Annotated in this window: 13 protein-coding genes; 4 read left to right on the top strand and 9 right to left on the bottom strand. The window is 67.6% G+C overall.

Annotated features, from left to right (window positions below; translation table 11 throughout):
- Positions 1-37: 37 nt before the first annotated feature.
- Together MSZK_RS05915 and MSZK_RS05910 are read left to right on the top strand one after the other, a co-directional pair.
- Positions 38-1,357, top strand: a complete 1,320-nt coding sequence (locus tag MSZK_RS05915; protein WP_099245785.1) for an aspartate aminotransferase family protein — start codon at positions 38-40, stop codon at positions 1,355-1,357.
- Positions 1,358-1,385: 28 nt separating this feature from the next.
- Positions 1,386-1,634, top strand: a complete 249-nt coding sequence (locus tag MSZK_RS05910; RefSeq protein ID WP_099245783.1) for a DUF2630 family protein — start codon at positions 1,386-1,388, stop codon at positions 1,632-1,634.
- Here MSZK_RS05910 and MSZK_RS05905 read toward each other — a convergent pair.
- The 7 genes from MSZK_RS05905 to pdxH form a co-directional block, all read right to left on the bottom strand.
- The gene (locus MSZK_RS05905; RefSeq protein WP_099245781.1) at positions 1,627-2,043 is read right to left on the bottom strand and encodes a MarR family winged helix-turn-helix transcriptional regulator; all 417 of its coding nucleotides are present in this window, start codon (positions 2,041-2,043) and stop codon (positions 1,627-1,629) included. The genes MSZK_RS05910 and MSZK_RS05905 overlap by 8 nt on opposite strands.
- Entirely contained in the window at positions 2,033-3,484 is a 1,452-nt protein-coding gene (locus tag MSZK_RS05900) for an MFS transporter (RefSeq protein ID WP_099245779.1), read from the bottom strand. The genes MSZK_RS05905 and MSZK_RS05900 overlap by 11 nt, the downstream gene beginning before the upstream one ends.
- Positions 3,485-3,622: 138 nt before the next feature.
- Complete coding sequence (locus MSZK_RS05895; protein ID WP_199203207.1) at positions 3,623-4,921, bottom strand: citrate synthase; 1,299 nt, start codon at positions 4,919-4,921, stop codon at positions 3,623-3,625.
- A gap of 105 nt (positions 4,922-5,026) precedes the next feature.
- Positions 5,027-5,668 (bottom strand): TetR family transcriptional regulator, encoded by a 642-nt coding sequence (locus tag MSZK_RS05890; RefSeq protein WP_233211130.1) that lies wholly within the window; start codon positions 5,666-5,668, stop codon positions 5,027-5,029.
- Positions 5,669-5,705: 37 nt separating this feature from the next.
- A complete protein-coding gene (locus MSZK_RS05885) occupies positions 5,706-6,368 on the bottom strand; it encodes a TetR/AcrR family transcriptional regulator (protein WP_099245775.1) in 663 nt (220 codons plus the stop codon).
- A 27-nt stretch (positions 6,369-6,395) separates the two neighbouring features.
- Positions 6,396-7,676: an MFS transporter gene (locus tag MSZK_RS05880; RefSeq protein ID WP_099245773.1), complete on the bottom strand. Its 1,281-nt coding sequence runs from the start codon at positions 7,674-7,676 to the stop codon at positions 6,396-6,398.
- A gap of 2 nt (positions 7,677-7,678) precedes the next feature.
- Positions 7,679-8,347 carry a pyridoxamine 5'-phosphate oxidase gene (gene pdxH / locus MSZK_RS05875; protein WP_099245953.1) on the bottom strand — a complete coding sequence of 223 codons (669 nt, stop codon included), beginning with the start codon at positions 8,345-8,347 and terminating at the stop codon, positions 7,679-7,681.
- A 117-nt stretch (positions 8,348-8,464) separates the two neighbouring features.
- Here pdxH and MSZK_RS05870 point away from each other — a divergent pair, with 117 nt between their 5' ends.
- On the top strand, positions 8,465-9,589 hold the full coding sequence (locus MSZK_RS05870) for a citrate synthase 2 (protein ID WP_099245771.1): 1,125 nt from the start codon (positions 8,465-8,467) through the stop codon (positions 9,587-9,589).
- A gap of 6 nt (positions 9,590-9,595) precedes the next feature.
- Here MSZK_RS05870 and MSZK_RS05865 read toward each other — a convergent pair whose 3' ends face one another.
- Positions 9,596-10,933, bottom strand: a complete 1,338-nt coding sequence (locus MSZK_RS05865; RefSeq protein WP_099245769.1) for an MFS transporter — start codon at positions 10,931-10,933, stop codon at positions 9,596-9,598.
- A 147-nt stretch (positions 10,934-11,080) separates the two neighbouring features.
- Between MSZK_RS05865 and MSZK_RS05860 the strand changes: the two genes are divergently transcribed.
- A complete protein-coding gene (locus tag MSZK_RS05860) occupies positions 11,081-11,530 on the top strand; it encodes a VOC family protein (protein ID WP_099245767.1) in 450 nt (149 codons plus the stop codon).
- 23 nt (positions 11,531-11,553) lie between these two features.
- On the opposite strand, the gene MSZK_RS05855 is transcribed toward MSZK_RS05860, so the two are convergent.
- A complete protein-coding gene (locus tag MSZK_RS05855) occupies positions 11,554-13,245 on the bottom strand; it encodes an FAD-dependent oxidoreductase (RefSeq protein WP_099245765.1) in 1,692 nt (563 codons plus the stop codon).
- Positions 13,246-13,252 lie beyond the last annotated feature (7 nt).

Genomic DNA, 13,252 nt, shown 5'->3' with positions numbered 1-13,252 from the left:
AGTCACGGGTCGCGTCAACGAGGCTAGGGAGTAGTCGATGAGTTTCTCGAACATCATGGATTCCAACAGCTACTCCGCCGACCATCCGGTCGATCCCGCCACCGAATCGTTGATCGCGGCCCGTGACCGCATGCTCGGACCGGCGTACCGGCTGTTCTACCAACGGCCGGTACACCTGGTTCGGGGCGAGGGAACCCGGCTCTACGACGCCGACGGCGCCTGCTATCTGGACGCCTACAACAACGTCGCCAGCGTCGGTCACTGCCACCCGCACGTGGTGGAAGCCGTCAGCCGGCAACTGTCCACGCTGAACACCCACACCCGCTATCTGCACGGCGGCATCGTCGACTACAGCCGCCGACTGCTGGACACCATGCCCGAGCAGGTCGATCAGGTGATGTACGCCTGTACCGGCTCGGAAGTCAACGACCTGGCCCTGCGGGTCGCCGAAATGCACACCGGTGCAACGGGTCTGATCGTCACCAGCGACGCATATCACGGAAACACCGCCGCGGTCACCGCGATCTCGCCGTCCATCGGCGGGAGCACTGTGCTCGGCGAGCACGTCCGTGCGATCGCCCCGCCGGACAGCTACCGGATCCCGTCGGACGAACTCGCCGCCCGGTTCACCGCCGACGTCGTCGCCGCCATCGCCGACCTCACGGCATCCGGAGCCGGGATCAGCGCACTGATCGTGGACACCATCTTCTCCTCCGACGGCATCTACCCCGATCCGTCGGTGCTCGCCCCCGCGGTGGCGGCGGTACACGACGCGGGCGGGCTGTTCATCGCCGACGAGGTACAACCCGGGTTCGGCCGCACCGGCGACGCGATGTGGGGGTTCCTGCGCCACGGTGTCGTCCCGGACCTGGTGACGATGGGCAAGCCGATGGGCAACGGGCTGCCGATCGCGGCCATGGCGGCCCGTGCCGACGTCCTCGACGCGTTCGCCCGCGGGGTGCCCTACTTCAACACCTTCGGCGGTAACCCGGTCACAGTGGCCGCGGCCGCGGCTGTGCTCGATGTCATCGAGGACGAGAAGCTGATGCGCAACGCCGCCGAGGTGGGCGGCGAACTGCGCTCTGAGCTGGCCCGGCTGGGCAGCGGCCACCCCCGGATCGGCGACGTCCGGGGCGCCGGCCTGTATGTCGGCGTCGAGGTCGTCACCGAGGCGGGCGAGCCCGACCGGGCCGGGGCTCGCGCTCTGGTCAACGCCATGCGGGAGCGCCGGGTCCTGATCTCGGTGTGCGGGCGCGACGGCAACGTACTCAAGATCCGTCCACCGCTGGTCTTCTCGAGTTCGGATGTGGACTGGTTCTGCACGGAGTTCGCCGCGGTTGTGACTTCGCCGTTCTGAGCGCGCCGATCTCGGGCACACTGGAACCGTGGCAGAAGACAACGACACCCTCGCCCGAATCCACGACCTGGTGGCCCAGGAGCGCGAGCTGCGCGAAAAGTTGGTGCATCGGGAGATCGATCCGTCCGAGGAGCATGCGCGCCTGCGCGCCATCGAAACCGAACTCGATCAGTGCTGGGACCTGCTTCGCCAGCGCCGCGCGCTGCGCGAGACCGGCGGCGACCCTGGCGACGCCACCGTGCGCCCGGCCGACGAAGTCGAAGGCTATCTCAGCTGAGCACGCGGGCCAGGATGGTCCGCAACGTCTGCAAATCCTGCTCGTCGAGCGCAGCGAGGGCCTGCGGGGCCGGGTCGTCGGTGTCGTCGAGCACGGCGATCACCTCGCGGCCCGCCGCGGTCAGTGACACCAGCTTGCAACGCCGGTTGTCCGGATGCGGCCGGCGCACCACCAGCCCACGCGTTTCCAGATCGTTGACCGCCACCGTGGCTGCCGGCGCATCGATGGTGGCTGCCTCGGCGACCTCCTTGACCGTCATCGGTTGCGACGCCAGCCGACGAAGAATCCGAATCCTGCTGAACGGCAAGCCGGTTCGGTCCACCACCGCGCGCCGCCAGCCGTCCTTGTTGTCCAGCACCAGGCTCGACATCGACCGCCACACCTGATCGGCCACCGGATTACCCGACATGGGCGGCCTCGCTTCGCCTGTTCTCGATCAACGGGGCCAGCCGCTGCGCGGAGCGCATCGCGCGCCCCGAGGTGGACACGACGGCCAGCAGCGTGATCACCAGACCCAGTCCGATGCTCACCCACCACAGCGGCCTGGCCGCCGAGGTGAAGTCGGTCCCGACCACGGCCAGCGCCGAACCGGCAACCGAACCACACAGCGCCACACCGATACTCACGCCGACCTGCCTGCTGGTGGAGGTCACCGCGGAGGCGGCGCCCGCGCGGTCGCGCGGCATCCCGCTGACCGCGGCATTGGTGATCGGCGCATTGACCATGCCGAAGCCGATGCCGTAGACCGCAAAGATGCCCAGCAGCGCCCAGATGCTGGTGGTGGCGGTGAGGAAGGTCAGCATCACCGATGCGGTGGTGATCAGGACGCCGGACACCAGCAGCGACGGCCGGGCACCGAAGCGGCCGACCAGCCGGCCGGACAACGGCGAGAAGAACAGCGCGCCGATCGCGATCGGAAGGTAGATCAGGCCGGTGTGCGCCGCGGAGTAGCCGCGCTCACCTTGCAGATAGAGCGACATCATGAACAGGAAGGCCCCCCAGGCGGCGAAGGCGCACACGGCAGTGACCGTAGCCGACGAGAACGGGATGCTGCGGAAGAACCGCAGATCGATGAAGGGGTCGTGGCGGCGTGACTCGTAGCGCAGGAAAAACAGCAGGGCCAGCGCCGCGCCGGCGGCGATAGCCAGGATCCGCGGGTTGGTCCAGCCCAGCCCGGGCGCCTCGATCAGCACGAACACCACGCCGAACAGCGCCAGCACCGCCAGCAGCTGACCGACCGGATCGATGTCCCGCATGGTGGCCGACTTGCTCTCCGGCACGAAGATCGCGGTGAGGATGATCGCCGCCGCGCAGATCGGCAGGTTGATCCAGAACACCGCGCGCCAGCCGATCGCCTCGATCAGGAATCCACCGACAATCGGGCCCAGCGCCATCGAGATGCCGACCACCGCACCCCAGAATCCCAGTGCCCGGGCGCGCTCCACCCGACCGACGAAGATCTGCGAAATGATCGACAGTGCAACAGGATTCATCATCGAGCCGCCGAGGCCCTGCACCAGGCGGGCGCCGATCAGGGTGTCGATGTCGGGCGCCAGGCTGCACAACAGCGAGCCCAGCGCGAAGGTGGCCAGGCCGATCTGGAACACCCGGCGGCGGCCGAACCGGTCGCCGGTTGCACCCGACAACATCAGCAACGACGCCAGCACCAGGGTGTAGATGTCGATCACCCACTGCATCTGCGAAGGCGAGGCGCCCAGATCGGTCCGGATCGCCGGGATCGCGACGTTCACGATCGTCGCGTCCATCGAGACGATCAGCAGACTCAGGCAGCACGACGCCAAGATGATCGTCTTGCGCCGCGCGCTCGGTTCGCCAACAGTTGTAATCACACAATCATTGTGAAACTACAACTGTTGACGGGTCAAGCCGGTACTGCGCCGAAATCGACGAAATGGTGAAGATCACTCGCACTTCTGCGCCGAAACGTCGGTTTGGGCGCGAGAAGTGAAAGAGAAAGAGAAAGAGAACTAGCCGCGGGTGTCGATGGTCGCGTAGTCGCGCTCGGTGTAGCCGGTGTAGATCTGGCGCGGGCGGCCGATCTTGCTGCTGCCCTCGTCGTGCATCTCGCGCCAGTGCGCGATCCAGCCCGGCAGCCGGCCCAACGCAAACAGCACGGTGAACATCCGGGTGGGGAAGCCCATCGCGCGGTAGATCACGCCGGTGTAGTAGTCGACGTTCGGGTAGAGCTTGCGCTCGATGAAGAAGTCGTCGGTGAGCGCGATCTCCTCGAGCTGCTTGGCGATGTCCAGCAGCTCGTCGTCGCCACCGAGCTTGCCCAGGATCTTGTCGGCCTGCTCCTTGACGATGCGGGCCCGCGGATCGTAGTTCTTGTAGACCCGGTGCCCGAAGCCCATCAGCTTCACACCGTCTTCGCGGTTCTTGACCTTCTTGACGAAGGTCTGGACGTCGTCGTTGCCGGCACGGATCTTCTCCAGCATCTCCAGCACCGCCTGGTTGGCGCCGCCATGCAGCGGGCCCCACAGCGCATTGATGCCACCGGAGATCGAGGTGAAGAGGTTGGCCTGTGACGAACCGACCAGCCGCACCGTCGACGTCGAGCAGTTCTGCTCGTGGTCGGCGTGCAGGATCAGCAGCATGTCCAGCGCGCGGACGATCTCGGGATCCACCTCATAGGGCTCGGCCGGGAAACCGAACGTCATCCGCAGGAAGTTCTCCACCAGCGTCAGCGAATTGTCCGGGTAGAGGAACGGTTGCCCTTCGGACTTCTTGTACGCATAGGCCGCGATCGTCGGCAGCTTGGCCAGCAATCGGATCGTGGACAGCTCCACCTGCTTCTTGTTCAGCGGGTCGAGCGAGTCGGGGTAGTACGCGCTCAACGCGTTGACCGTGCTCGACAGCACCGGCATCGGGTGCGCGTCGCGGGGGAATCCGTCGAAGAACCGCTTCAGGTCCTCGTGCAGCAGGGTGTGCCGCTGGATCTGGGTGGTGAACTTCTCCAACTGCTCGGTGGTCGGCAGCTCGCCATAGATCAGCAGATAGCTCACTTCGATGAACGTCGACTTCTCGGCGAGCTGCTCGATCGGGTAGCCGCGATAGCGCAGGATGCCCGCGTCGCCGTCGATGTAGGTGATGGCGCTCTTGGTCGACGCCGTGTTCACAAATCCCTGGTCGAACGTCGTGTAGCCGGTCTTGGCCAGCAACGGGCCCAGCGCGATCCCGTCAGACCCCTCCGTCGCTTTGACGATGTCGAGATCCAACTCGCCGCCCGGGTACTTCAGGGTGGCGGTCTCGTCGGTTGCGGCCACATGAACCCCTTCTGAGCTCTTCGACGCCTGCATAGGCTGTCCGTACTAGGTGAAGGTAGTCGCTATTGTGCCGTCACGCCCGCGGGGGGTTGAGCACCGGGTACGTCACGGCCGCCACAGCCCGGTGAAAATGCCGTACACCGACTCGATTCGGTCGCACAGGGCGTCGCGCTCGATCGGCGGTCCGTCCACGGTGCCCAGTTCGTGGCAGGCCACCCCCATCACCACCGCCCACGTGTCGAACAGGATGCGGATCGCCGGGTGATCGGTGGGTACGCCCATCCGCCGCGCCGCGACGTCGACGGCGTTCTGGTGAAACCCGTCCGTGCGGAACATGAACGGCGCCAGCCCGATCGCCGGGGCCGAGTTCACGATCGTCAGCAACAGTCGCATGCGGTCGAACGCCGACGAATCCGGGCAGTCGTACTGCGCGCTGCGGAAGGTCTCGAGGTGAGCCCGGGCCAGCGCCTCGTACTGGGTGATATCGGTCGGCTGACGGGCGAAGCAGTCGGCCACGTCGGCGGCGACGTCGTCGAGGATCGCGACGATCACGGCCTCTTTGCTCGGGAAGTACCGGCTGAAGGTGCGCGGGGCGATCTCCGCGGCGGCCGCGATCTGCTCGACGGTGGTGTTGTGATAGCCCTGTTCGGTGCACAGCGCGATGGCCGCATCGATCAGAGTTGCCCTGGTGCGCTGCTTCTTGAGTTCGCGTAGACCGGGAGCGCCCGCGTTCGCGACCACCGCCACGTCGCGCCACCCCCCTCGCCACTCGCGAGTCCCGACGTCAAGGCATAGAGGATAGCCCCGGTCCCAGCTCTTTGGCAGCAATTTCGAAGTATTCACCAAAGGTGCGGTCCAACCGGTCGGCCATGATCGCCGCGCAGTCGTCGTACTCGGCGGGCGAGATCACCAGCCGACCCCAGGCCGCGGCGCTCAGCGCGCCCCATACCGACACGATCAGCGCCACCTGCTGATCCCGCGGGTCGACCCCCAGTCGCGCGGCCAACGCGATCGCCAGAGGGTGCAGCCGCGATGCCGCCGCGGCCAGCCGGAGCGCACCGGAGGACGAGATGACGGTGATCATCAACACCAGACGCTGGGTGGTCAGTTCGGTCGAGGCACCGGACTGCACCCTCCGCAGCGCCTGAGTGTGCGCGCAGGCCAGCGCGGTCAACGGCGGAACGGACGGCACAATGGTGGCCAACTCGATCACCGCCGCCCCGACCATGTCGTCGAGCACGGTCATCATCACCGCGTCCTTGGTCGGGAAGTATCGGCTGAACGTGCGCGGTGACACCTCGGCCGCCGCCGCGATCTGATCGACGGTGATGTTGTCGTAGCCGTGCTCCATGCACAGCTGCACGGCGGCGTCGACCAGCATCGCGCGGGTGCGCTGCTTCTTGCGTTCACGCAGCCCCTGATGCGCCGGCGCGATGACGTGGGCCACGGGGCAATCGTAGTCGGAGCCCACCGATCAAGGATTGACCCGCTGCACCCGATACCGCACGAATGCCGGGACCGCCGCGGCCGCTGCCAACACCCCGAGGACCACCAGTACTCCCCCGCCCGTGGCGGCGATCGTGGTGCCGACTGCCGCGGCGGCGACGCCGTGCACCGCATCGGCCAGCCGGGGGCCACCGGCGACGACGACGAGGAAGACGCCCTGCATCCGTCCGCGCAGTTCGTCGGAGGCCGCCTCCTGCAGAATCGTCGACCGGAACGCCGCCGAGACCATGTCGGCGGCACCGCCAACGGCCAAGAACGCCAACGCAATCCACAACGCTGTCCCGGCTCGGCCGCCGGCCATCCCACCTGCCACCCCGAAGCCGATCATCGCCGCTCCCCACACCACGATCGCGGCGACGACGGCCAGGCCCTGGCGGCGCACCCGGGGAAACCAGCCGGAGAACACCCCACCTGCGACGGCGCCGAACGACATCGCCGCCGCCAGCAACGCCATCGTGGTGCCGCCGGTGACCGGGCCGCCGAAACTCTCGTGCGCCATCTCGGGGAACAGCGCCCGCGGCATGCCGCAGATCATCGCGATCAGGTCGACCACGAACGACATCAGCACGACCTTGTTGCCTGCGAGGTAACGGAAGCCCTCCAGCACCGCGCCGATCCCCCAGCGGGACACCCCGTCGACGACCGCCGACTCGAGCGCCGGAATGGCGGCGATGCGCAGCGTCGCCCAGATCGGCAGCACACAGGTGACGGCGTCGATCAGATAGAGCGTCGACAGGTCCACCCAGTGCAGCATCAGGCCGGCCAGCAGCGGGCCCACGATGGCGCCAAACTGCTGCACGGTCATGTTCAGCGAGTTCGCGGCGGGCAGTTGGTCGATCGGCAGCATCCGCGGGATGGCCGCACTCAGGGTCGGCGAGTTGATCGCGTAGAAGGCCTGCTGGACGCCGAGGAGGACCAGCACCACCCACACGTTGTTCAGCGTCATCGCCGCCTGCAGCCACAGCAGCACCGAGGACACCGCCAGCCCGCAGGACGTGATGATCAGCAGCAGTCGCCGGTCCATGGCGTCGGCCCAGGCCCCGCCCAACAACCCGAACACGATCAGCGGCACCAGCGCGAACACCCCCGCCAGACCCACATACGCCGAGTTCTGGGTCAGTGCGTACAACTGCACCGGCACCGCGAAGATGGTGAGGTTGGCACCGATGACCGTGACGATGCCGGCCACCCACAGCCGCCGGAAATCCGGCGTGCGCAGGGGCGTGGTGTCGGCGAAAAGCCGCGCCACCGTTAGGGCTGCAGTCGCTCGATGCGGTCGCCCGGTCCTGACGTCGGCCCAGCGGCTCCGGTGGTCACCCGAATCCTGTTGTGGATCCGGTTCTCCCGGCCCTGCCAGAACTCGATCACCTCGGGGGCGATCCGGTAACCGCCCCAGTGCGGGGGCACCGGGACCTGCTCGTCACCGGCGAACCGCTCGGTGACCTCGGCGAGCTGTGCGAGCAGCTCGGCGCGCGAAGAGATCGGACGGGACTGTGCCGACGCCCAGGCGCCCAGTTGCGACCCACGTGGACGCAGCGACCAGTACTCGGCGGTCTCCTGCTCGGTGACCTTGGTCACCGAGCCCCGGATGTGTACCTGCCGGCCCAGCGCATACCAGGGGAAGGTGACCGCGGCGTACGGCGTCACGGCGAGTTCGGCGCCCTTGGCGGAGTCGTAGTTGGTGTAGAAGGTGATTCCGGTCGCGTCCACGCTTTTGCACAACACCGTCCGGCTGACCGGTCTTCCCGCATCTGTTCCAATGCCGATGGTGGCCAGCACCATGGCGTTGGGTTCGGCGACCCCGGCAGCTTCCGCATCGGCGATCCACCTGTGCAGCAAGGCAAGCCAGCCGTCGGCGAGCCAGTCGGCGTCGAGGTCGCTGCTGCCGTCCTTTTCCACCGAGCCGTACTCGACTCGCATCGCCGCAAGGCGATCGCCATCGGGAAACTCCACGGGCTAACGGTACGCCGCGCCCGCCCGGACCGGGGTTACCGACCGGTAGCGGCCGCCGGATCGCCGAGTGGGACAATCCAGACCATGACTGTGGTACCCGACGATTTCGTGCCCGGCCTGGAAGGGGTGGTGGCCTTCACCACCGAGATCGCCGAGCCTGACAAAGACGGCGGTGCGCTGCGCTATCGCGGCGTCGACATCGAGGATCTGGTCGGCAAGCGGGTCACCTTCGGCGACGTCTGGGCCCTGCTGGTCGACGGCCGGTTCGGCGACGGGCTGCCGCCCGCCGAACCCTTCCCGCTACCGATCCACACCGGCGATGTGCGGGTCGACGTGCAGGCCGGGCTGGCGATGCTGGCGCCGATCTGGGGCTACGCCCCGCTGCTGGACATCGACGGCGAGACCGCCCGCGATCACCTCGCCCGCGCGTCGGTGATGGCGTTGTCGTACGTCGCCCAGTCGGCACGAGGCATCTACCGGCCCGCCGTGCCCCAGCGTGTGATCGACGAATGTTCCACCGTCACAGAACGTTTCATGACCCGCTGGCAGGGCGAGCCGGATCCGCGGCACGTCGAGGCGATCGACGCCTACTGGGTGTCGGCCGCCGAGCACGGCATGAACGCCTCGACGTTCACCGCCCGGGTGATCGCCTCGACCGGCGCCGACGTCGCCGCAGCACTGTCCGGCGCGATCGGCGCGATGAGCGGCCCGCTGCACGGCGGGGCGCCGGCCCGGGTGCTACCGATGCTCGAAGAGGTCGAACGCCACGGGGACGCCCGCGCGGTGGTCAAAGGCATTCTCGACCGCAACGAAAAGCTGATGGGCTTCGGACACCGGGTCTACCGCGCCGAGGACCCGCGCGCCCGGGTGCTGCGGGCCACCGCCAAGCGGCTCGCGGCGCCGCGCTACGAGCTGGCCGTCGCCCTCGAGCAGGCCGCCCTGGCCGAACTTCGCGAACGCCGCCCCGACCGGGCCATCGAAACCAACGTCGAGTTCTGGGCCGCGGTGATCCTCGACTTCGCCCAGGTGCCGGCGAAGATGATGCCGGCGATGTTCACCTGCGGCCGCACCGCCGGGTGGTGTGCCCACATCCTCGAGCAGAAGCAGCTCGGCAAGCTGGTGCGGCCCTCGGCGATCTACGTCGGGCCGGCGCCCCGCTCCCCGGAAGCGGTGGAGGGCTGGAGCGAGATCGCCCACAAGCCCGGCTGAGGCTGCTCAGGCCCGAAACGCCGAACCTCGTTCCCGATCCAGATAGGTGTCGGCCTTGTTGTGCAGGAAGAACACGTAGACCACCAGCGACACCGCGATGCAGACGGTCACGTAGCCGATGAACAGCGGCACCTGACCATGCTCCTTGGCCGCCTGGTAGATCAGCGGCGCCGTCCCGCCGAAGATGGAGTTGGCGAGCGCATAGCCGACCCCTACACCGAGTGCGCGAACCTGCGCCGGGAACAGTTCCGACTTCACCAGCGCGTTGATCGAGGTGTACCCCGTCAGGATCACATAACCGACCGCGACCAGCGCGAAAGACGCCAGCGGCGAGCGGGTTTGGGGCAGGAACGTGATGAGAACATAGGTGTAGAACAGGCCGCCGACACCGAAGAACACCAACATCGGCTTGCGACCGATCCGGTCGCTGATGATCCCGCCCACCGGCTGAAGCACCATTAGGAAGATCAGCCCGGTCAGGTTCACCCATGTCGCCGTCATGCCCTCGCCCTTGAACGCGGTCTTGACGATCGCCGGCGCATTGACGCTGTAGGTGTAGAACGCCACCGTGCCGCCAAGCGTGATGAGGAAGCACAGCAGCAGCGGCCGCCAGTACTGCGTCAACAACGTCCGCATGGACCCCGCACCGGTGTCCTGCCCCGTCTTGGCCGCCTCGATGACATCCTCGGACAGCGACTCGTCCATCGTGCGTCGCAACCAGAACACCACCACGGCCGCGACGCCACCGACGGCGAATGCGATGCGCCAACCGAACTCGCGCAACTGAGCGTCGCTGAGGAACGACTGCAGGATCAGCAGGGTGAACTGCGCCAGCACGTGCCCGCCGATCAGCGTCACGTACTGGAACGACGAGAAGAACCCGCGCCGCTCCCGCGTCGCGGCCTCCGACATGTAGGTCGCCGACGTGCCGTACTCTCCGCCGGTTGCGAAGCCCTGCACCAGCCGGGCGACGACGAGGATGATCGGCGCCGCCATTCCGATCACCGCCTGCGACGGCACCAGCGCAATCATCAAGGAACACAGCGCCATCAACGACACGCTCACCGTCAGCGCCGCACGTCGGCCGTGCCGGTCGGCGAAGCGCCCGAAGAACCATGACCCGACCGGGCGCATCACGAAGGTGATCGCGAATATCGCATACACGTAGACCGTCGAGTTCTTCTCCGACTCGTCGAAGAACTGGCCCTCGAAATACGTTGCGAAGACGGTGTAGACGTAGACGTCGTACCACTCGACCAGGTTTCCGGAGGACCCTCGGATCGTGTTCCAAATGGCCCGCCGGGTTTCGGCGGCGCTCGACCGCGGGACTGTCGTGGTGGTCATCGTTGTCCTCCCCTGTGTCAGCCCGAACGTACTCCATCTTTTGTCGGTCCCCGGTGGTTCCCTGAGGCGTGGGCGATGAGTTTCGCCCACCCGCGCCGTCTACACCGGGGGCGGCCGGTCGGCCGTCAGAACTGACAGGAGGCTGTTATGGCGATCGAGATTCAACCCGCACTATCCCCGCACCTGGTCGTCGACGACGCGCCCGCGGCGATCGACTTCTACGTCAAGGCGTTCGGCGCGCAGGAGATCGGCCGCGTGCCCCGCCCCGACGGCAAGCTGATCCACGCCGCCGTGCTGATCAACGGCGCGATGGTCATGCTCAACGACGACTTCCCCGAGATGTCGGACGGCAAGTCGATGACCCCGCCGGCGCTGGGCGGGACGCCGGTCACCATCCACCTCACCGTCACCGACGTCGACGAGAAGTTCGCGCGGGCGGTCGACGCGGGCGCCACCGTGGTGATGCCGCTCGACGACCAATTCTGGGGCGATCGGTACGGGATGGTGCGCGATCCGTTCGGACACCAGTGGTCGCTGGGCCAGCCGGTGCGCGAAGTCAGCTACGACGAGATCCAGCAGGCGATGAGCCAGGGCTGAGCCGCGACCGGCCGAGCGCCGGGTCAGCGCATCAGCGCGGCGAGCAGCCGCCTGGCCAGCGGCGGCTCCGGCGCCCGGGCAGCCACCGCGACCATCGCGGCCGGGTCGGTGTATTTCACCCGCGGCCGGCCCTCCTTCTCGCCGCGGGCGGTCTCGGCCCCGTCGATGGCCCGCCACCCCGACGCATCGACGACGTTCGGTTGGCGTGAGCGGATCAGCTTGTCCAGCAACGCCGGTCGCGCGGTCGGATCGGTGAGCAGACCCGCGTTGAAGTCGTCGACCAAGGTCGACACCGTCTGCATCGAACAGGACTTGTTGGTGCCGATGAAACCGGTCGGTCCGCGCTTGATCCATCCCGCGACGTAGGCACCGGTGACGGGCTCGCCGGAGACGGGATCGATCACCCGACCATCCCGGTTGGGGACGACCGCGGCCGCCTCGTCGAACGGCAGGCCGGGGATCGGCGCGCCGCGGTAGCCGATCGAGGTCAGCACCAGGCCCGCCGAGATGCGCTCGGCGTCCTCGGTGCCGGTGCGTTGGAACTCCACCGCGCTGACCCGGTCGGCACCCAGCACACGATGTGGTGTCAGGCGATAGGCCAACCGGATCCGCCGGCGCCTGGAGTCTTCGTCCTCGGCGGCCACCGGCAGCGCGGCCAGGATCTCGAGTTTGGCGATCGTGGCGGGGTCGGTGGCGGTGGTCAGATCCTGCTTGACCAGATCGTGGTCGTCGGGACCGAGCACGACGTCGGCCGTCGACGTCAGCCCGATCAACTCGGGCAGTGTGAACGCCGAGTCGGCCGGCCCGCGGCGCGCCGCCACGACGACCTCGCGCACAGCCGAGCCACGCAGCGCCCGCAGCGCGATATCGGAGATGTCGGTGCGCCCGAGAGCATCGGGATCCGCGGTGAGGATCCGCGCCACGTCGAGCGCCACGTTGCCGTTGCCGATCACCACGACCCGCTCGTGTCCCAGATCGACGTCGAGCCCGGCGAAGTCCGGATGACCATTGATCCAGGCCACCGTCTCGGTGGCCGTCTGCGTGCCGGGCAGCTCCATGCCGGGGATGTCGAGCCTGCGGTCGTTCGGCGCACCCACGGCATAGAGCACCGCATGGTGGTAATTCAGCAGTTCGGCGTGCGAAATATGTTGGCCTACTTCAACATTGAGATAGAAAGTGAATCCGCGCTGGCTGCTGATCCGATCGAACAGCCGGGTCACCCCTTTGGTGTTCTGATGATCGGGCGCGACGCCGGCCCGAGCCAGGCCGTAGGGCGTGGGCAGCTTGTCGAAGACGTTGACCCGCACCCCCTTCTGGGTGAGCAGCTCGTCGGCGGCATACATCCCCGCCGGCCCCGAGCCGACCACCGCGACGGTGAGATCGGTGCCGCCGCGGCGTACCTCGGGCGCGGGAAGCACCGGAGCGAGCTTGGAGGTCGGCGGCAGCTTCTCCCCAGCCGGGCGCTGCGGGTAGTACCCGGCGTTGAGCGCGACGAACGGCAGCTGCGCCGTGGTCAGCCCGGTGTCCGGTGCGATGGCATCGACCGGACAGGCGCTCACACACGCCCCGCAGTCCACACAGGCCACCGGGTCGATGTGGAGCATCTCGGCGGTCGCGAAGCCCGGCTCGTCGGGGCTGGGATGGATGCAGTTCACCGGGCAGGCGTAGACGCAGGACCCGTCGCTGCAGCACGACTGGGTGATCACATGGGGCACAGGCGTG

The sequence above is a fragment of the Mycobacterium sp. shizuoka-1 genome, assembly GCF_002723835.1.
In the GTDB taxonomy this organism is placed as follows: domain Bacteria; phylum Actinomycetota; class Actinomycetes; order Mycobacteriales; family Mycobacteriaceae; genus Mycobacterium.
The sequence above is the reverse complement of the archived record's forward strand: the minus strand, read 5'-3'. Positions and strand labels throughout refer to the sequence as shown.

What these genes read in the sequence shown, in the direction of transcription:
- MSZK_RS05860 (WP_099245767.1), top strand. Translation starts at nt 11,081, where the DNA reads ATGGCGATCGAGATTCAACCCGCACTATCCCCGCACCTGGTCGTCGAC.
- MSZK_RS05915 (WP_099245785.1), top strand. Translation starts at nt 38, where the DNA reads ATGAGTTTCTCGAACATCATGGATTCCAACAGCTACTCCGCCGACCAT.
- MSZK_RS05905 (WP_099245781.1), bottom strand. Translation starts at nt 2,043, where the DNA reads ATGTCGGGTAATCCGGTGGCCGATCAGGTGTGGCGGTCGATGTCGAGC.
- pdxH (WP_099245953.1), bottom strand. Translation starts at nt 8,347, where the DNA reads ATGCGAGTCGAGTACGGCTCGGTGGAAAAGGACGGCAGCAGCGACCTC.
- MSZK_RS05870 (WP_099245771.1), top strand. Translation starts at nt 8,465, where the DNA reads ATGACTGTGGTACCCGACGATTTCGTGCCCGGCCTGGAAGGGGTGGTG.
- MSZK_RS05865 (WP_099245769.1), bottom strand. Translation starts at nt 10,933, where the DNA reads ATGACCACCACGACAGTCCCGCGGTCGAGCGCCGCCGAAACCCGGCGG.